This is a genomic window from Microcoleus sp. D3_18_C4, from assembly GCF_036702355.1.
Lineage (GTDB): Bacteria > Cyanobacteriota > Cyanobacteriia > Cyanobacteriales > Microcoleaceae > Microcoleus.
The window spans coordinates 1-18,426 of record NZ_JAUBTF010000091.1 but is presented as its reverse complement, the minus strand read 5'-3'; the positions used below and the strand labels follow the sequence as shown (position 1 = coordinate 18,426).

The 18,426-nt window shown below is 47.8% G+C and carries 15 protein-coding genes, 1 pseudogene and 1 riboswitch; of the genes and pseudogenes, 8 read left to right on the top strand and 8 right to left on the bottom strand.

Translation table 11 applies throughout. The features are described 5' to 3' along the window. Both QUA90_RS28080 and QUA90_RS28075 read left to right on the top strand, forming a co-directional pair. A partial coding sequence (locus tag QUA90_RS28080) for an HNH endonuclease signature motif containing protein (protein ID WP_333448533.1) occupies nucleotides 1-380 on the top strand: 380 nt, incomplete at its 5' end. A 91-nt stretch (nucleotides 381-471) separates the two neighbouring features. After that, nucleotides 472-1,083: pseudogene (locus QUA90_RS28075) on the top strand (RNA-guided endonuclease TnpB family protein); the annotation flags it as partial. 156 nt (nucleotides 1,084-1,239) lie between these two features. Here QUA90_RS28075 and QUA90_RS30605 read toward each other — a convergent pair. The 7 genes from QUA90_RS30605 to QUA90_RS28045 form a co-directional block, all read right to left on the bottom strand. Beyond that, nucleotides 1,240-1,353 carry a WG repeat-containing protein gene (locus tag QUA90_RS30605; RefSeq protein ID WP_445300148.1) on the bottom strand — a complete coding sequence of 38 codons (114 nt, stop codon included), beginning with the start codon at nucleotides 1,351-1,353 and terminating at the stop codon, nucleotides 1,240-1,242. A 125-nt stretch (nucleotides 1,354-1,478) separates the two neighbouring features. After that, nucleotides 1,479-5,096, bottom strand: coding sequence for an urea carboxylase (gene uca / locus QUA90_RS28070; RefSeq protein ID WP_333448532.1), 3,618 nt, complete (start codon nucleotides 5,094-5,096; stop codon nucleotides 1,479-1,481). A 151-nt stretch (nucleotides 5,097-5,247) separates the two neighbouring features. Then, nucleotides 5,248-5,889: an urea amidolyase associated protein UAAP2 gene (locus tag QUA90_RS28065; protein ID WP_333061019.1), complete on the bottom strand. Its 642-nt coding sequence runs from the start codon at nucleotides 5,887-5,889 to the stop codon at nucleotides 5,248-5,250. Between the two features lie 79 nt (nucleotides 5,890-5,968). Next, entirely contained in the window at nucleotides 5,969-6,700 is a 732-nt protein-coding gene (locus QUA90_RS28060; protein ID WP_333387579.1) for an urea amidolyase associated protein UAAP1, read from the bottom strand. 293 nt (nucleotides 6,701-6,993) lie between these two features. Further along, a complete protein-coding gene (locus QUA90_RS28055) occupies nucleotides 6,994-7,770 on the bottom strand; it encodes an ABC transporter ATP-binding protein (RefSeq protein ID WP_333448531.1) in 777 nt (258 codons plus the stop codon). A 156-nt stretch (nucleotides 7,771-7,926) separates the two neighbouring features. Next, entirely contained in the window at nucleotides 7,927-8,778 is an 852-nt protein-coding gene (locus QUA90_RS28050) for an ABC transporter permease (protein WP_333330948.1), read from the bottom strand. A 108-nt stretch (nucleotides 8,779-8,886) separates the two neighbouring features. Beyond that, entirely contained in the window at nucleotides 8,887-9,954 is a 1,068-nt protein-coding gene (locus QUA90_RS28045; RefSeq protein WP_333330945.1) for an ABC transporter substrate-binding protein, read from the bottom strand. A 144-nt stretch (nucleotides 9,955-10,098) separates the two neighbouring features. Further along, a riboswitch (guanidine-I (ykkC/yxkD leader) is annotated at nucleotides 10,099-10,253 on the bottom strand. Nucleotides 10,254-10,789: 536 nt separating this feature from the next. On the opposite strand from QUA90_RS28045, the gene atzF reads away from it, so the two are divergent. The 6 genes from atzF to QUA90_RS28015 all read left to right on the top strand — a co-directional run bounded on the left by atzF (nucleotide 10,790) and on the right by QUA90_RS28015 (nucleotide 17,555). Further along, nucleotides 10,790-12,604, top strand: coding sequence for an allophanate hydrolase (atzF, locus tag QUA90_RS28040; protein WP_333448530.1), 1,815 nt, complete (start codon nucleotides 10,790-10,792; stop codon nucleotides 12,602-12,604). Between the two features lie 40 nt (nucleotides 12,605-12,644). Then, a complete protein-coding gene (locus QUA90_RS28035) occupies nucleotides 12,645-13,391 on the top strand; it encodes a calcium-binding protein (RefSeq protein WP_333448529.1) in 747 nt (248 codons plus the stop codon). Between the two features lie 307 nt (nucleotides 13,392-13,698). Further along, nucleotides 13,699-14,640 carry a tRNA pseudouridine(55) synthase TruB gene (gene truB / locus QUA90_RS28030; RefSeq protein ID WP_333448528.1) on the top strand — a complete coding sequence of 314 codons (942 nt, stop codon included), beginning with the start codon at nucleotides 13,699-13,701 and terminating at the stop codon, nucleotides 14,638-14,640. A gap of 149 nt (nucleotides 14,641-14,789) precedes the next feature. After that, nucleotides 14,790-15,020 (top strand): membrane protein insertion efficiency factor YidD, encoded by a 231-nt coding sequence (gene yidD / locus QUA90_RS28025; protein WP_333330933.1) that lies wholly within the window; start codon nucleotides 14,790-14,792, stop codon nucleotides 15,018-15,020. Nucleotides 15,021-15,236: 216 nt separating this feature from the next. After that, nucleotides 15,237-16,451 (top strand): response regulator, encoded by a 1,215-nt coding sequence (locus QUA90_RS28020; protein WP_333330930.1) that lies wholly within the window; start codon nucleotides 15,237-15,239, stop codon nucleotides 16,449-16,451. Nucleotides 16,452-16,556: 105 nt separating this feature from the next. Then, nucleotides 16,557-17,555 carry a glycosyltransferase gene (locus QUA90_RS28015; protein ID WP_333448527.1) on the top strand — a complete coding sequence of 333 codons (999 nt, stop codon included), beginning with the start codon at nucleotides 16,557-16,559 and terminating at the stop codon, nucleotides 17,553-17,555. A gap of 143 nt (nucleotides 17,556-17,698) precedes the next feature. Here the strand turns inward: QUA90_RS28015 and QUA90_RS28010 are convergent, their stop codons facing one another. Then, a complete protein-coding gene (locus QUA90_RS28010) occupies nucleotides 17,699-18,271 on the bottom strand; it encodes a Uma2 family endonuclease (RefSeq protein WP_333448534.1) in 573 nt (190 codons plus the stop codon). Between the last annotated feature and the right edge of the window lie 155 nt (nucleotides 18,272-18,426).

Genomic DNA, 18,426 nt, shown 5'->3' with positions numbered 1-18,426 from the left:
CAATAGTACGACATATAAAAGTTAAAAGCGAATCGTCTCCATACGACGGGAATCTGGTTTACTGGAGTACAAGAATGGGTAAAAACCCAGAAATGCCAAGTAAGGTATCGAAACTCCTGAAAAAGCAAAAAGGGAAGTGTACCCACTGTGGATTGTTTTTCCGTGAAAACGATGTGATGGAAATTGACCACAGAATCCCTAAATCGCAAGATGGAAAGGATTCTTACGATAATTGGCAACTCCTTCACAGACATTGCCACGACACAAAGACAGCTATTGATAGCAGTCTCGGCAACCAATCTGGCTGTAATAGTGCCAAGCCTAAGCCCACCAGAAAACTTGAAAAAGTCGATGATAAATGGGTAATGAGGTATGCGTAACAAGCACCAAAGCATTGAGGAGCCGTGTGAGGTGAAAATCTCATGCACGGTTTTGAAGACCAGCGGGACTGGAGACAGTCTCGCTGAGTTTAATAGCTTGGTTGCTTTGACTACAGGCGAAAAGATTGCTAATCCGAAATGCTTCCATGCGAAATACCGCAAGCTGAAAAAAGCTCAGAAGGCGTTGAGTCGCAAACAAAAAGGGTCAAACAATCGATACAAAGCGCGGCTCAAACTAGCAAAAGTGCATCAGGAAATCAGTGATGCCAGAAAGGATTTTCTTCACAAGTTGACGACTCGATTGGTGTGTGAAAACCAAACCATCGCCGTTGAGGATTTGGCTGTGAAAAACATGATAAAGAACCGAAAACTTGCACTCTCGATCAGCGATGCTAGTTGGGGTGAGTTGATCAGGCAACTTGAATATAAGTGTGATTGGTACGGTCGCACGTTGATCAAGATCGACAGATGGTTCCCGAGTTCTAAACGATGTGGCAACTGTGGGTACATCGTCGAAAAGCTGCCTCTCAATATACGAGAATGGGATTGCCCTAAATGCGGGACTCACCATGACCGTGATGTGAATGCAGCCAAAAACATTCTTGCCGCAGGGCTTGCGGTGAATGTCTGTGGAGCGACTGTAAGACCTCAACAGAGTAAGTCTGTTAAGGCTGGTGCTATGAAGCAGAAACCTAAGTCGTGAGTCTTAGGAATCCCCGTCGCTTCAGCACGGGGTGGATGTCAACTGCGCCTTTCTTAACTTGATTGTGCAGAGCCAACAAATATCAACACTATAAATGCTAAATTAACGATTCGCTTTGGTCAAACAGTTTTACAGGCGATCGCGTGATGCAATGGTCTAGCGGGCAATAAAGCCCCACTCTTCCCCACCAACGACAACAGCAAATCCTTCGGAGAAGAAATTCACATCCGGGTATTGGGGTCGGACAGCCCACCGACCTCGGCGGTCAATAAATCGCCAATTGGCAGAAAATCCTTGAGGATCAAAACTAACGTATGCAGCGGCTAACCCAGAGAGTAGTTACTGATTTGATTGCTGCCTAGCTTCCGACTGTCCCCGAACTGACAACAGAGGGATTAATTCGGTTGAACAGCCGCTAGAATTTGTCCGGCTGTCACCGTTTGCCCCTTTTCACAAAACAACTCGGCAACAGTGCAGGCAACATCAGCAGTAATAGCAATTTCCATTTTCATCGCTTCCAAAATTAACAGGCGATCGCCCTCAGCAACCGCATCTCCAACATTAACCAGCACCTGCCAAACATTAGCCGAAACGTGAGCGACAACTGCCTCACAACCGATCGGCAAAGTAACCTCCGCCGCTGTTTCAGAAGCCACATCCGCCGAGGATTCTGCTGCTGATTCAGCTTCAAATTCCCCGGATGCGGCCCAGCGATCGCGCTCTGCATTAAATGCGGCCTGCTGCTGCGCTTTAAACTCAGCAGCACTGCCCGCAATAGAATGCAAAAACTCATTGTATTCTCTCAAATTAAAAGTAATTTCCTCAACCTTTAATTTAAACTTCCCTTCAATAAATTCTTCCCGAAAGCGGTGCAACTCCTCATGAGAAACCGGATAAAATCGGATTTGGTCAAAAAAGCGCAAAAGCCAAGGTTTACCAGACTGGAAATCCGCCGTTTGTTTGAACCGATTCCACATTTGCACCGTGCGGCCGACAAATTGATAACCTCCGGGCCCTTCCATTCCGTAAACGCACAAATATGCGCCGCCAATCCCCACTGCATTTTCAGGAGTCCAAGTGCGGGCGGGATTGTATTTAGTAGTAACCAAACGGTGGCGCGGATCGAGGGGAGTTGCGACGGGCGCGCCTAAATAAACGTCTCCCAAACCCATCACTAAATAGCTAGCATTAAATACAATTTCTCTGACTTGTTCGATGCTTTCAAGCCCGTTTATGCGGCGAATAAACTCAATATTGCTGGGACACCAAGGTGCATCCGATCGCACAGACTGCATATATTTTTCAATCGCCAACAGCGTCGATTCATCTTCCCAAGATAAAGGCAAGTGCACAATTCGCGCCGGCACTTCCAAATCCTCGATCGCCGGAAGTTCCGCCTCAGCCGCAATCAGCGCCTGCATTAGCTGCTGTTGCGAAATCTGGCGGCTGTCAAAATGAATTTGGAGCGATCGCATTCCCGGCACTAATTCGATCACACCAGGCAACGGATTTGCTTTCAAATGTTCCATCAAGGCGTGCGCCCGAAAACGCAAATTTAAATCCAGCACCAATGGGCCGTATTCAACTAGAATATATTTATCACCAGCTTGACGGTAAGTAACAGCAACCTGTCCCGGAGATTCGGGAATTTTGTGCAAAATTGGAGAGGCGGGAACTGCGGGCAATTTCTCCGCATTTTCCTCAAAAACAGGCAAACAAAAAGTAGAAATTTGCTTATCTTGTGCTAACTCCCGCTGCAAAGCTTCCGCAAAACTCAAACAGTGAAAGCGAATGCTGTCCCCCGGTTTCAGTTGCCCGATTTTCCACAATTCCGACTGCACAATAGTAGCAGGACAGACAAAACCTCCCAAACTCGGGCCGTCAAGACCGAGAATTACAGGCATATCGCCCGTAAAGTCGATCGTGCCGATCGCGTAAGCATTATCGTGAATGTTAGACGGGTGCAAACCCGCTTCTCCTCCGTCTTGACGCGCCCAGGTGGGCTTCGGGCCGATCAGCCGAATGCCCGTCCGCGTGGAGTTGTAATGCACCTGCCATTCTGTAGAGAAAAACATTTCGATGTCTGACTCAGTAAAGAAATCCGGCGCGCCGTGAGGCCCATACAAAACGCCGATTTCCCAATTATTGCTGTAGGTAGGAATTAGTTGCGGAGGCAAAGATATTTCCGCTTCCAGAGTTGCAGTTTGAAGCAGTTTAAGCACATCTCCCGGACGCAGCGTGCGGCCCGCGTGTCCGCCAAATTTGCCCAGTACAAAGGTTGATTTGCTACCCAAATAATCGGGGACATTAAAGCCGTGCTTGACCGCTAAATAAGTGCGGTAGCCGCCGCCTTGAATGCCTTTTAACTTGAAAATGCTGCCCGCTTTGACGGGAATTGCTGTCCAAAACGGCACCGGTTCGCCGTTTAGCGTTCCCTTCATAATTGCACCAGTCAAACTAATAACTGTATCGGCATTAAAGCGCAGAGTTGGGCCGGTCGCTGTGAATTCCAATCCTGCTGTCGATTCGGGATTTCCTACTAAACGATTTGCCGATCGAAATGCCAGATGATCCATCGGCCCAGAAGGCGGCACGCCAACATCCCAATAGCCAATCCGCCCCGGATAATCTTGAATGCTGCTGTAGGTTCCCCCATCCAATACATCGATCGTTAAAGGTGCGTATTCAAAAGAGTTTAAAAAGCGCGTGCTCAGTTCGCCCCGGCTGAATCGGGAATCGTCCAAAATCTGACGGAGGTAATCTAAATTAGTTTCAATTCCCGCTATTTCACTGGCCTCTAAAGCAGCTTTGAGTTGAGCGATCGCCTGGGTTCGATTATCCCCGCAAACGATTACTTTGGCTAGCAGCGGATCGTAAAAAGGAGTAACCTCCGTGCCGGTTTCTATCCAACTGTCGCAGCGGACGTTTTCGGGAAACGCAACTTGATTCAGCAACCCGGAACTCGGCTGAAAATTCTTGTCGGCATCTTCCGCATAAATTCGCACCTCAATTGAGTGTCCCTGCGGCCGATAGCGGTACTTTTCCAGGGGGAACAAATCCCCAGAAGCCTGTTTGATCATCCACTCAACAAGGTCGATGTTGTTAACAGCTTCAGTAACGCCGTGTTCAACTTGCAAGCGCGTGTTGACTTCCAAAAAATAAAACTGTTTCGCATCGACATCAAAAACAAATTCAACAGTACCCGCTGACTGGTAATTTACCGCTTTTCCCAACCGCACTGCTGCACTGTACAACTGATTTCGCTGTTCGTCGCTAATAGCAGGGGCGGGGGTTTCTTCAATTACTTTTTGATTGCGCCGCTGCACCGAACAATCTCGCTCGCCCAAGGCTATGACATTTCCTTTGCCATCTCCAAAGATTTGGACTTCAATGTGCCTAGCTGTTTGAATATATTTCTCTAAAAAAACGCCGCTTTGTTTAAAATTGCTTTGACTCAAACGCTGTACTTTTTCAAATGCTTCTGCCAAATCTCGATCGCCAAAACAAGCCTGCAAACCGATGCCGCCGCCACCTGCGGTACTTTTGAGCATCACCGGATAGCCGATCGCCCCAGCCGCTTTTTGGGCATCTTCTAAACTTGCTAAAAGTTCGCTTCCGGGAGTTAGCGGCACTTGATTTGCAGCGGCTATTTCCCGCGCGGTGTGCTTCAATCCAAAGCAGCGCAACTGACTCGGAGTCGGGCCGATAAATGCAATATTTTCGCTGGCGCAAGCTTCGGCAAACTCAGCATTTTCGCTCAAAAAGCCGTAACCCGGATGGATGGCTTGAGCTTTAGTTTGGCGCGCAACTTCGAGAATGCGATCGAACCGCAAATAACTCTCGGCTGCGGGGGCTGCACCTATACAAACGGCTTCGGTGGCGGCGAAAACGTGTTTGGCGTGGGCGTCGGCTTCAGAATATACTGCTACCGAAGCAATTCCGAGGCGATCGAGCGTGCGGATAATTCGGCAGGCAATTTCACCGCGATTTGCAATCAAAACTTTGTTAAACATTTAGGTAATTAATAATTGCTAATTGGTTATTGCTAATTGATAATTGATAATTGCTAATGGGCAATCGATTCTTCAGTCCTCTTTAGAGGACTTTAGCTATTAGCCAGGGGTTTAAACCCCTGGCGGTTTCTGGCGGGTAGGCAGCTACAACCTATACCGCATCCCAAACAATCAATTGAATCGGCGTAGGATTGTAAGCATTGCAAGGATTGTTCATTTGCGGGCAGTTAGAAATAGCAACCAGCGCGTTCATTTCGGCTCGCAAATCAACTGTACTTCCCGGATCAGAGATGCCGTCAACAATTTCAAGGGTGCCATCTTCGCTAACCGGAACATTCATAAAAAAGTTGATATTGCTGACTAAATCTCGCTTGCCCAAACCGTAGGGAAGAATTGCGGCGAGGAAATTTTCAACGCAGGCGTGCTGGTATTTTTTATCTAGGCCAAACCGCACCGAATTGCTTTCGCAGCTACAGGCGCCGCCGGAGGTATCGTGCCGTCCGCAGGAGTCAGCAATTATGGTCATCATGGCTCGCCCTTCGTTGGAAATGAGTTGGCTGTTTGTAGTGACAAAGATGTTGCCTTGATTGACGATCGTATCGGGGGCGCTGTAGCGTTCGGAAGGGTCATCGGCATTGTAAACTAAAAAATCTACTGCTTGATTTCCGCCTAAATCTACAATGCGGAGAATCTGTCCTTTTTTGATGACGCGAGCCCAGGGATGTCTGGCGGGTAAAACTTCGTTATAAATTGCAGTTTTTGGATCGAGAAGTTGTTGGGTAGTTGCAGTCATGGTTCACTTTTTGTGATGGAAGTACAGAATTTTTCACCGCAGATTGGTGGGGACAAGATTGAATTGTGTAATCGGGGGTTTATTGCACGAACAAAGCATCGGTGTTGATGAAGCCGCGCACGGCTTCCGGGTTGGCGGTGCGGCACAAGTCGTCTGGTGCGGGGGCGGGGGTTTTCACAATCTGAATTTGGATGGGTTTTGGATCGTAAATTGAAGCCGGATGCAGGATGTGGGGGCAGTTAGATATAACGGTCAATACGTTCATTTCGGCTCGCAAATCGATAAAACTACCCGGTTTTTCGCAGCCTTCGCGAAACTCCATCGTGCCGTCTGGTTTGACGGCAATGCGAGTAAATAAGTTGAGGTTGGGCATGATATCTTTTTTGCTCAATCCCCACCGAGTTAGGGCTTTGAGGAAGTTGTCGCGAGAGTTTTTCCAGTCTCCTTCGCCGTATTTTTTGGCATTGCTAACGGCGTTGCTGCATCCTCCTAACAAATCGTGACAGCCGGAGGTGTCTTGGGTGATGGAAAATAGGATGCGTCCCATGTCTGTGTAAAGCACCATGCCTTGTTTGAGAAAGGCGTTGAATTGAATTTTGGCGGTGTCTGCTGCGTTGAAACGTTCGATCGCATTGTCGGCGTTGTAGCACAGCATGGAAACGCCGCGAGAGCCTTCTAAATCGCTGATTCGCAGGGTGTTTCCCCGCTTGATGACCCCCGACCAGTACGCGCCGCCCGGTACGGTTTCTTGCATTAATACGAGGTCAGAATCAATTTCTGAGTTTGTGTCGATCGATGATAGTTGCACCATAAGTTCCTCTTGATGTATTTGGGGGGGTCAGCGAAACAAAACAATAGTATTTTGTAGTGGCAAAAGTCACCCTCTCCCAAAGTAATATTTATCTCCACTGATATCTTGCACCATTCTCAAGAACGGGCAAGATGCCCGTTCCACAAAACTCAATTTTATTGTGGAACGGGCATCTTGCCCGTTCCTAAATAGGTAATTGACAATAGTGCAAGATGTTAAGTTTCCACTTACTTAGGTTGGCAGTTAAACTCTTGGCGCGGGTGCAAAAAGTGCAAATACAAACCTATTTCTATTTAAGCAGCCATTGCAACTGCTTCCTGTCCGTGTTTCCGCATCAAATCCATGAGTTCGTCGCGGTAATCGTGGAATTTGGCGTGGCGTTTAACGCTGGGAGTGCGATCGGGCAAATTAATCGACATTTCCTTTCTCACTGTACCGGGACGAGCGCCCAAAGCATAAATCCGATTGGAAAGAAACACCGCTTCTTCGACATCGTGGGTAATCATAAAGATTGTAATCTGGGTGCGGCGCCACAAATCGAGCATGAATTCGTGCATCGATTCTTTCGTGTGGATATCCAAGGCGCCGAAAGGTTCATCCATTAATAACACTTTAGGTTCAGAAGCGAGGGCGCGGGCGATCGCCACCCGCTGTTTCATCCCGCCCGACAATTCCTTCGGCAGCGACGAAGCAAACTGCGTCAATCCTACCACATTCAAATAATAGCTCGCTTGTTCGCGCCGCTTTTTCTTGGACACGCCTTGAAGTTTGAGGCCAAACTCGGCATTTTCCTGCACGTTCATCCAAGGATAAAGAGTGTAATGCTGAAATACCATACCTCGATCCGGCCCAGGCGAAACAACTTCCTTGCCGTCAATTTTCACTTCCCCTGTTGTCGGCTTGTCCAATCCCGCAATCTGCCTCAACAGAGTAGATTTGCCCGAACCGGATGCGCCTACCGCGCAGATAAATTCGCCTTGCTTAATGCTCATATTGATGTCCTTGAGGACAACTAATTTACCTTTTTTCGTTTCAAAGCTTTTGTGCAGGTTGTTGATTTGTAGAAACATGAGTTTATCCTCTGTATTGTAAGTAAAAAATTGATTTCTTCAATCCCCAAATCTGTAAAATTTAGGAGTAAAAACGATAGGTAGCGGGGGTTTCAAGTTTATTTTACACCACTGCCTTCTTCCCTCTTCCTTCTTCCTTCTTCCTTCAAAATCTGCTTACTGTTTCTGGCTTGACCATTTACAAGAAACCCGCAGCAGATATTGAAAAAGCAAGTCAAAAGTCAGTCCGATCGCCCCAATGACAATCAGCCCCACAAATATTTCATCGGTTCGGAGAAATCGACCGGCGACGCTGATCCGGCGGCCTAAGCCTTCGGTTGCAGCAATCAATTCCGAGACGATTACCAATTGCCAAGCCGCAGCTAGGTTGATGCGGCTAGCATCAAGAATTCCCGGCAAAACGTGGGGAAAAATAACTTGAGTTAGGATTTCCCAGCGATTCCCGCCCAACATATAAGTAGATTCGATCAAGTCTTTGGGAACAAACTTGACTGTATCCATCACCATCAGCGAATTGAAGAAAAAGACGCCGATAAATATCAGCATTATTTTGGGTTCTTCGCCGATGCCCAAGTAGAGAATTAGCAGGGGAATGAATGCTGGTGCGGGCATATATCGCATCAAGCCGAACATGGGTTCAAGCAAGGCACGAATACTGGAAAAACTGCCCATCAGCACGCCAATTGGTATGGAAAAAACCAAGGCGAACAGAAAGCCCACTCCCACTCGCCACAAACTCGCTACCGTGTCTTTCAAAAGTTCGCGAGTGTTCCACAGTCGGCCGAATGCTTCTAACACTTTGCCGGGGGAAGGCAAAAATTTGGGGTCTACATCGGCGAAAGTTGTTACTAGCCACCATACCAGCAGCGGCAGTGCGATCGATGTTACCGTTAACCCAATATTGAGGGGTTGTGGTATCTCTTCCGCAATCCGCCAGAAAACGGTGGGATTTAGGCTTTTTTGCTTGAGGTGGGATTGGATCGATCGCGGATCTGGGTTTGGTGGCATGATTTAATTGCAGAACAGTTGAGCGATTAATTGAAGTAGATTTGGGGGATTATAAAAAGTATTTTTTTTTAGGTTTTTTTGTGTATGCACAATCGTAAATTATGCCTTTTAGCTTTTACCTTCTGCATAAGCTTTGATAAAGCGATCGTCAAATAATGTGCTGATATCTGGTTGGGTTTTCGCTAAATTTACATCGACGAGGAATTTAGTCATTTCTACCGCCGCAAACTGCAATGATGTCATGTCATTTCCTGGTTGAAAGGCTTTCAAGTTTTCCTCAACCGTAAATATCTTAGTGCCGTTTTCATATTCTTTGTATTCCTCAACGCTAACTCCGGCGCGGTTTGCTAGAATTTCGTAAGATTTCTCTTTATTTGCTTTCATGTATTCCAACGTTGCAAACCATGAATTGACCAGGGCTTGCACTCGATCCGGGTGTTCGTTGATAAACTTTCGGGTGAATACCAAATGGTCCGAAATTGCCCCCGGAAAATCTTTGGAACTAAACAATTCCTTGCTATTCGAGCGTTTTAATGCCTGCGTGGTAAACGGCGCAAATACTGCCACCGCATCGACTTGTCCTCCGACGAAAGCCGCCGCAGCTTTGCCGGTTTCCAGCGGTACAAATTGAATGTCCCGCACTGATAAACCTGCTTTTCTCAGCCCTAACAGCAATAGAAAGTGATCGACTGTACCTTCCTCTGCTGCCACTTTTTTACCTTTTAAATCGGCAACGGAATTGATGCCTTCGGCGACAATTACTTTGTCATTTCCCGTCGAGTTGTCGTTGACTAAAACAATTACTTGGTCGGCGCCACCTGATATAGAGTTTACTGTATCGCCGAGGGTTTGGCTGTTAGCATCTATCTGTCCTGCTGTCAGGGTGCTGATCGATTCTAAGTAGCCGTCAAACCATTTTAAGTCTACAGGAACTTTATTGACTTCAAATATCTTTTGTTCTTTGGCAATCTGCCAAGGAAACCAGCCGGGCCACGCGCTGAATCCGAGGCTAACTGCATCAGCACTTACTGAAGAAGCTGCTTCGCTTTCAGTCGTGGTTTTGATATAAATTGCCGGGTTGACGCAGCCAACAGCGAAAAACAAGGTGATGAAAAATAGGGCGCAGTAGGATAAGGGCGATCGCGTTATTTTGGGCGAGCAATATCGGATATTCATAGCAGATTCTGGTTGCTGGTTAGAGGTGAATATGTCGATCGAGCTTTTGCACCTTCTTTGGCTTCCTTAGCTTCCGCAAACCCCCCTGATATACAAGGATAAAGCCCGAGAGCTAACGAACCGAGTCTTGATGACCGATCGCGTTTCTCCCGGGCTTTTATCCCGCCGTGTAACTGGCTAGTGTTTCCCTCAAATTAATAAAATATTGGGATGACCAGTCTGCTTCTCTCGGACCAGCACTTGAACTTTCTAAGCTGAGTTAGAAACTAATTCAAATCGGAACCCTAGAAGCGGTTAAATTTTTCGGTTTTTGTCTGTATAAGTCCTGTTTGCAACCCAAGGAGTTATGCGAGACTGTCAGTAACAGCAATGCACTTAGCTTTTTGAAAGGTAAGCATACTGTAGTTTGCAATCTTACTAGATTGCTACGTTTCAAACGGTAACAGCAAACTTAATGCGAAAATGTGTAAAATGTTACAAAAAACGGTTTTTTTGGGAGTTGTTAATTAAACTTTTTGGAAGATTAAAGCGAGCGATGAGACGGGGCGATGGGAAATCGCGAAGTTTACCTGCACAAAAAGACGAAACCCGCAAGGTCAGGGTTGAATATTTCTCAAGAAATACTTAGACCAGTAGACGAGATACGAGGACGATCGCCAATACGGTAAACTAACATCCTATTTGTAATAACCATCGCCTTGCACAGCCTTTGAAGTGATTTCTTCAATCTAAAATCTAAAATCTAAAATCGAACGATCGCCCAGCAAAGCCTGTAAACTCAATTGTTCAATCTAAAATCTAAAATCTAAAATCTAAAATCGACTGACGGTGCACTATGGAAAAATTTAACTACAGCAACAGTCTCGACATTCATTCGCTACTCCATCGCTACCGCACCGGGTCGATCGCGCCTGCAGATGTAATCGCGAGCGTGTACGATCGGATCGAACGCTATGCAGATCCGGCAGTATGGATTTATTTAGCACCGCAGGCGGAAACCCTCGAACGCGCCAAAGCTTTGGAAAACCTAGATCGGGAACAATTGCCACTCTACGGAATACCTTTTGCGATCAAAGATAATCTCGATTGGGCGGGCGTTCCGACTACGGCGGGATGTCCGCAGTTTGCTCGCACTCCAGCGCGATCGTCCGCAGTCGTAGAGCGTTTGTGCGCGGCAGGTGCGATCGCGATCGGCAAAACAAACATGGATCAGTTTGCCACAGGATTAGTCGGAACCCGCACGCCTTATGGAGTTTGCCGCAATCCCTTCGATTCGCGCTACATCCCGGGCGGATCGAGTTCCGGTTCCGCAGCAGCAGTCTCGGCCGGATTGGTGAGTTTTGCTCTGGGTACCGATACCGCAGGCTCGGGGCGGGTTCCCGCTGCTTTTACCAACATTGTCGGGCTGAAGCCAAGTTGCGGCTCGATCGGCACTCGCGGCCTGCTGCCGGCGGTGCGATCGCTCGATTGCGTTTCTGTGTTCGCTCTCAGCTGTGCGGATGCGGCCTCCGTGCTGCAAGTAGCCAGCGGTTTTGACGCTGAGGATGCGTTTTCCCGTCGCCCTGAAACGAAAGTTTTGCCGGATTTATCCCGCTTGCGGGTGGGAGTTCCCGGAGACGGCGAACTGGAATTTTTCGGGAATGCAGAAGCCGAACAGCGCTACCGAGAAGCGATCGCGCGCTTGCAATCTTTGGGCTGCACGATCGCACCTATTGACTTCAAACCCTTTGCGGATGCTGCCGAACTGCTCTACGGCGGGCCTTGGGTAGCAGAAAGGTTGGCCGCGATCGGCGATTTCCTCGACGCGCACCCAGAGGATATCGATCCGATCGTCTACGAAATTATCAGCGGCGGCAAACGCTACGATGCCGTCGCGGCTTACCGCGCGTCGTACCGGTTGGCAGAACTCCGCCAGCAGGCAGAAATTCAGTGGCAGTCAATGGATGTGTTGGCGGTACCGACGACAGGTACGATTTATACAGTCGCAGAAGTTGCAGCCGAGCCGATCACGCTCAACACCAATCTCGGGCGCTACACGAACTTTGCGAATTTGCTCGATTTGTGCGCGATCGCAGTTCCCAGCGGGTTTCAAAGCAGCGGATTGCCCGCAGGATTGACACTGATGGCTCCTGCGTGGCACGATTTATCGCTCTGCCGCCTGGGAGCTGCTTTCCACGATCGCTTGGGGGGAACTTTGGGCGCAACCAACCTGCCGCTGCCCACCCTCTCGGAACCCACCATCGCAGCCAAACCTTCGTCAGAAGAACGAGTCAAAATAGCCGTGGTTGGCGCTCATTTGAGCGGTGAGCCGCTGAATTATCAACTAACCGAGGGGGGAGGCGTTTTGGTTCGCGCCTGCCGTACCAGCCCGATTTACAAGCTGTACGCTTTGACGGGTACTGCTCTGGGCAAGCCGGGATTGGTGCGTGAGATAGAGGGCGGTAGCGCGATCGAGGTGGAAGTTTGGGAGTTGTCGATCGCGGCTTTCGGCGGATTTGTCGCTAAAATTCCCCCGCCGCTGGGAATTGGTACGCTGGTGTTGGAGGACGGTTCGACGGTGCAGGGCTTTTTGTGCGAACCTTATGCTGTGGCGGATGCGATCGATATTTCTCATCTCGGCGGTTGGCGAGCTTATAACTTCCGCTTTTAAGTTAAGTTAGAATGGCAAATTTCTACCCATCTTCAGAATCATGCCATCAGCAGTGCCAATTCGACCAATTCCCGTTACAACCCCAACCCCCACCGGCGGCGGTACCCGTCCCGGAGGGGTATCTGGCGGCACACGGGGCACCAGCGGCCCCGACTCCCTCAGAGGTACTGCGGGCGCTAACTTGATATTTGGTTTGGGTGGTCCTGACAGCATTTTGGGCTTAGGCGCAGACGATTCCCTCTACGGCGGCGACGGCGATGACTCACTGCTGGGCGACATTGGCAATGATTTGCTGTTCGGGGGTGCCGGCCGCGACAGCGTTGTGGGCGGCGCCGGCGACGATACTTTCTACGGTGGCAAAGGTTCTGACTCAATGCTGGGCGCCGATGGCAATGATGTGCTGTTTGGCAACCAAGACACCGATACTTTGTTGGGAGGCGCGGGCGATGACTCGCTTTTTGGGGGTGCCGGCGATGACTCGCTGTTTGGTGGCATCGGCAATGACTGTTTATCGGGCGATCGCGGGCGAGATACTTTAACTGGCGGCGCTGGAAACGATACTTTTGCGATCGGGCGTTTGGCAGATGGTGATGTGATTACAGACTTTACTGATGGTATCGATCAAATTCGCTTGACTGCCGGTCTCACCTTTGGCGAACTCACCATTTCCGCTGGGACAGGAACTTCGCCGAGTACAATTATTCAGCTTACAAACACCAAGGAAACTCTCGCTACTTTATTCGGAGTTGCCCGCGGTTCTATCAGTCAGGCAGACTTTATTCTTTAATTGGGAATTGTTGACGGTTGACGGTTGACTCTTGACTGTTGACTGTTGACTGTTGACTGTTGACTGATACAAAATCCGGGTTTGCTAACCATTTTATGAGACTCGGTGCTTGAAACCGCTTTTGACCTCAAACTACACAAACGAAGTCTGCCTTCGCAGACTAAGATAGAGAAAGTTATTTAAGCAGGATTTGGTATGACAAATAACAAATAACAACTGACTAATAACAACTGACTAATAACAACTGACTAATGACTACTAGCTACTGACAACTGACAACTGACAACTGACTAATGACTACTGACTAATGACTACTGACGGTTTTCTCAATCTCAACAAACCTGCGGGCATGACTTCTCACGACTGCGTGGGGCGAGTGCGCCGGCTATTGAAACTCAAGCGAGTCGGACACGGAGGAACCCTCGATCCTGCTGTGACTGGCGTTTTACCGATCGCCCTGGGCAAAGCAACCAGACTGCTGCAATATCTCCAACACAATAAAGCTTACCGAGGCACGATTCGGTTTGGCTTAACTACTGCTACTGACGATTTAGAAGGAGAAATTATCCATTCTCGACCGGTATCGGAGTTGAGTTTGGAAAAAGTGCAAGCTGCACTGCCAAAGTTCCTAGGAAAAATCGAGCAATTTCCGCCTAGTTTTAGTGCGGTGCAGGTGGGAGGAAAACGCCTTTATGAGTTAGCTAGAAAAGGCGAAACTGTGGAAGTTGCTGCTAGAAATGTTGAGGTTTTTCGGCTGGAAATATTGGATTGGCGGCCGGGGGATTTTCCTGAATTGGATTTGTCCATCGCCTGCGGGGCGGGTACTTACATTCGGGCGATCGCACGGGATTTGGGTGCGGTGTTGAATACAGGCGGTACTTTGGCTTGTTTGACTCGCACCGAAAGTAGCGGTTTTTCGATCGACCAAAGTCTCACTTTTGAAGAATTAGAACTGCAATTGCAGGAGGATAAATTCTGCCCGATTTTGCCATCGGCGGTTTTGGGACATTTAGGTGCGATCGTCCTTTCCCCTGAATATACCAAACGCTGGTTTCAAGGACAGCGCCTCCCGATTCCCGAAACGCCGATCGGGCCAGAGGAAGAAAGTAGGAACAATCCCCCCGACAACCTAATACCCCAACCTCCCTATCCGTTGCAGGTTTACGATCGAGACGGTAATTTTTTAGGTATCGGTCAAGTAGCCAACTCAGAGACAAGTACCATATTATCTCCTCAAATTGTGATTTAAGTATCTAAAATAAAAATGAAAAAAGGTATAATTGGTACGGGCAAAGTTGGCGGAACTCTAACCGCTGGGAATGCTCTCGATGCACCTAGCTTACAGCGGTACGGGACGATATTGGCCTGTTAATCTAATCAATCGCTGAGGTAAAAATTGTGAAAATATTGCTGATCGGATTAATCCGAGGCTACAAAATGGGGATTTCTCCTTACCTGCCTAACGCCTGTAGATTTCAGCCAACTTGTTCGCAATACGCGATCGAAGCAATAGAAAGATTTGGGGCTGCCCGCGGCGGTTCGATGGCAGTTAAGCGGATTTTGCGCTGTCATCCTTTTCATCCAGGGGGTTACGATCCAGTACCTCCCACAGATAGCGAGGGCAATTAATTATTAGTTATAATCCTGATTTTAGTTATTAGTTAATAGGGCAAATAGCCGTTACATCCTCATGGCTAAAACTCCTGGGGGGAATCAGTCCCTAAGAGGGTTAAATTCTCACAATTAGTGGTGTTTTTTAACCTAAATTCAGTAAAATTACTGTTATCTTTCAAAACTCAGCAGCTATATAATGGTACAAACAGAGTACAGGGGATGCGAGTTGATATGTCTGCTACCGCAATCGGATACAAAATGTTGTCCCATACTCTGGCTGTACTCAGCCAGAAACAAGCAACGGGGAAACTGGTGTTAGAGCAAGGGGAACAACAGTGGCAACTTTACTTTTTTCAGGGTAGTTTGGTGTATGCCACGGGAGGATCGCACAGAGCTAGACGCTGGTACAGGGCGATCGGGCAACACTGTCGAAACTTTCAAGTGGATCTCAGAGACCTCGATGCTGGAGAACTGTGGGAATATCAACTGCTTCAGCGAGGGATAGCAGCCAGCGAAATGAGCCTGGAACAAGCTAGGGCGATCGTCCACACCAGCCTTTCCGAAGTGTTATTTGCTCTGATTGGTCAATCGGGTTTGCGCCGGGAGTGGCGTCCGTCCCAGAAATATTTTTCTACAATTACCTCTTCTTTGCTGCTGTCTTTAACAGAAGTAGAGAAAGTTCTGTGTTGTACAGAAGAAATTTGGCAGAAGTGGAAAGCAATGGGTTTGTGGTTGGTAGATCCAGAACAAGCACCGCTTTTAAAACCGTCGGCTCAGTTGCAGCAAAATCGATTTAGTTCTAATTCTTTGATCGCTTTGGGTAACGTATTCAACGGCGAGAATACTCTTTGGGATATTGCATTTAAGAAAAAGCAGTGCGTGACAGTGGCAACTCGCGCTTTAGTCAATTACATCAAGCAGGGTTTAGTAAATTTCCGCACAGTACCAGACTTGCCGTCGCCTATAGAACAGTGGCGCCTGGCCGCAGCTATCGCTGGGCCGGGTCGCCCTTTGATTGCTTGTATTGATGACAGTCCGACAGTTTGCGAATTTTTAGAGCAAATTTTATTGCCGGAGGGCTATCGAGTCCTAAAAATTCAAGACCCCATGCAGGGAGTGGGCCTCCTCGCCAAACAAAAGCCTGCTTTAATTTTTATGGACGTGGTGATGCCGAAGACAAGTGGCTTTGCTTTGTGCAATTTTTTGCGAAAGACACCTGCTTTTCGGGAAACTCCGATCGTGTTTTTGACCAGTCAAGACAGTATAATTGACCGCACACGAGCGAAATTGACAGGTGCTTCCGATTTTTTGAGGAAGCCAGCCAATCCCGAGCAGGTTTTGGAAATAGCTGACAAGTATTTGAAGGTAAAAGGCGATCGCTACCCTTCAGCAATTCGCCCCCAAGATATACTGAACACGCACCAACTTACCTTGGCAAATTCTTGACCCCAAATTAATGAACACAAGAACCCCTTGCTGGGTGCGTCAGTTCCTGACGCACCCTACGCTCATTGTAAAATAAAGACGCAATCGAATTTAAGATAATTAATTATGAGTAATGTTACGAGCGATCGCACTCCGCAGGTGAGCGTAGTAATTCCGGCTTACAACTGCGCGGATTACGTCGGCCAAGCCGTAGATAGCGTTCTGCACCAAACCTATACTAACTGGGAAATTATTGTCGTAGACGACGGCTCCCGAGACGATACCAAATTAGTTCTAGAGAAATATGGCGATCGAATTCGCTACATTTTCCAACAAAATCAAGGAGTTTCGATTGCCAGAAATCACGGCATCGAGCTAGCGCGAGGAGAATTTATCGCCTTTCTCGATGCTGACGACTACTTTTTTCCCGACAAATTAGCAGCACAAATCGCTGTATTTGCAGCGCGACCCAATCTAGGAATAGTCCACAGCGGCTGGCGTCTAGTTAATAGTATAGGCGAACCCCTAAAAGATGTCAAACCCTGGCAAAATGTACCTAACTTAGACTTAGAAATGTGGCTGCGGTGGAAACCAGTATTACCCAGCGCGATGGTATTTCGCCGTCAGTGGTTAGAGCGCGCCGGCGGATTTGATCCTCGATTTCCCCCGGCGGAAGATACAGATTTAGTGCTGCGTTTAGCCTTAATGGGATGCGAAGCAGAGTGGCTGCAACAAGTAACTGTTTGCTACCGCCAGCACGAACAAAGCGCCATGTACAAAGGTTTACCGCAGGCTAAATCCCTCGCCGCAGTCATGGACAATTTTTTTGCCCGCCCCGAATTGCCCGATAAAATACGTTTGTTGGAAAAGCAAATCAAGTACAGTACCTTAGTTTGGATTGCTTGGTATTTGTACCGCACCGGTCATTCTGTTGAGATGGTAGAGTTTTTGCAGCGTTCTTGGAATTATACGCCTTATTTGCCTGTGGAAACAGTAATTAATTGGGCGGAAGCTTTCGCCGAGTTTTCGCAGGATGCGGGAAATGAATTCGATGCAGATTTATTCGCTCAATCTCCTGAGTGGCAGCAGTTAATGCAGTGGATGATTCTCGGTACGCCAGCTTGATTGAAAGCTTTTCCATTGCACTCATATCGTTTACGGTTGCCGGTTGCATAGGAATTATTTAACCGCAGAGAGCGCAGAGGACACAGAGGAAGAGAAGAGAGGCTTTTCGCATTCCTGGCCATGTAAAACCTGCATAAACTTTATTAGGCTTCAGTTTGAGTTTCTGCTTCAGTAAAAATTGGCGGCCACAGTTCAGCAATTGGCAATTCCCAACCAGGGAAAAGTTCGGGGACAGTCAAAATATCTTCATTTCCAAACACAATCGGTTCACCTTCCTGACGATAAACTGTTACAGTTTCTTCATCTGGATCGATCAAAATTCCTACTTGCGCTCCGAGTTCTAGGAAATTCTGAATCTTTTTTTCTAGCGGTTTAATGCGATCGCTCTGTGATTTAATTTCTACTACCAAGTCTGGGACTAATTCTCCGAAATAACGGGGACTTTGCCTGAGACGTGCGGCTCGGACAAAAGAAACATCAGGTGCTGTAAGGTTAGCATCAGGTAAAATAAAGCCGCCTGCGGAGTCAAAAACTCGACCCAAACGGCGGGGATTCACCCAAACGAAGAGAAAGGCACTCAAGCGAATGCCAATTTCACTAGATACAATGTCTGACGGGCCCACAATGATAATCTTCCCGCTTTCTAGTTCAACTTGGTAGTCTTGACCGGCTTCTTTGAAGGTTTTTTGGACTTTTTCTAAGTCTTTGAGTGTCATCATACGATTTTAGATTTGAGATTTTAGATTTGAGATTTGAGATTTTAAATTTGAGATTTTAAATTTGAGATTTTAAATTTTGGCGTTGCTGAATCAAGGTATGAATGCCCCAGGAATGGGAATATCGTGAAATTTCAAGTAATGTATTAATAACT

What these genes read in the sequence shown, in the direction of transcription:
- uca (WP_333448532.1), bottom strand. Translation starts at nt 5,096, where the DNA reads ATGTTTAACAAAGTTTTGATTGCAAATCGCGGTGAAATTGCCTGCCGA.
- QUA90_RS28065 (WP_333061019.1), bottom strand. Translation starts at nt 5,889, where the DNA reads ATGACTGCAACTACCCAACAACTTCTCGATCCAAAAACTGCAATTTAT.
- QUA90_RS28060 (WP_333387579.1), bottom strand. Translation starts at nt 6,700, where the DNA reads ATGGTGCAACTATCATCGATCGACACAAACTCAGAAATTGATTCTGAC.
- QUA90_RS28055 (WP_333448531.1), bottom strand. Translation starts at nt 7,770, where the DNA reads ATGTTTCTACAAATCAACAACCTGCACAAAAGCTTTGAAACGAAAAAA.
- QUA90_RS28050 (WP_333330948.1), bottom strand. Translation starts at nt 8,778, where the DNA reads ATGCCACCAAACCCAGATCCGCGATCGATCCAATCCCACCTCAAGCAA.
- QUA90_RS28045 (WP_333330945.1), bottom strand. Translation starts at nt 9,954, where the DNA reads ATGAATATCCGATATTGCTCGCCCAAAATAACGCGATCGCCCTTATCC.
- atzF (WP_333448530.1), top strand. Translation starts at nt 10,790, where the DNA reads ATGGAAAAATTTAACTACAGCAACAGTCTCGACATTCATTCGCTACTC.
- QUA90_RS28035 (WP_333448529.1), top strand. Translation starts at nt 12,645, where the DNA reads ATGCCATCAGCAGTGCCAATTCGACCAATTCCCGTTACAACCCCAACC.
- truB (WP_333448528.1), top strand. Translation starts at nt 13,699, where the DNA reads ATGACTACTGACGGTTTTCTCAATCTCAACAAACCTGCGGGCATGACT.
- QUA90_RS28020 (WP_333330930.1), top strand. Translation starts at nt 15,237, where the DNA reads ATGTCTGCTACCGCAATCGGATACAAAATGTTGTCCCATACTCTGGCT.
- QUA90_RS28015 (WP_333448527.1), top strand. Translation starts at nt 16,557, where the DNA reads ATGAGTAATGTTACGAGCGATCGCACTCCGCAGGTGAGCGTAGTAATT.
- QUA90_RS28010 (WP_333448534.1), bottom strand. Translation starts at nt 18,271, where the DNA reads ATGACACTCAAAGACTTAGAAAAAGTCCAAAAAACCTTCAAAGAAGCC.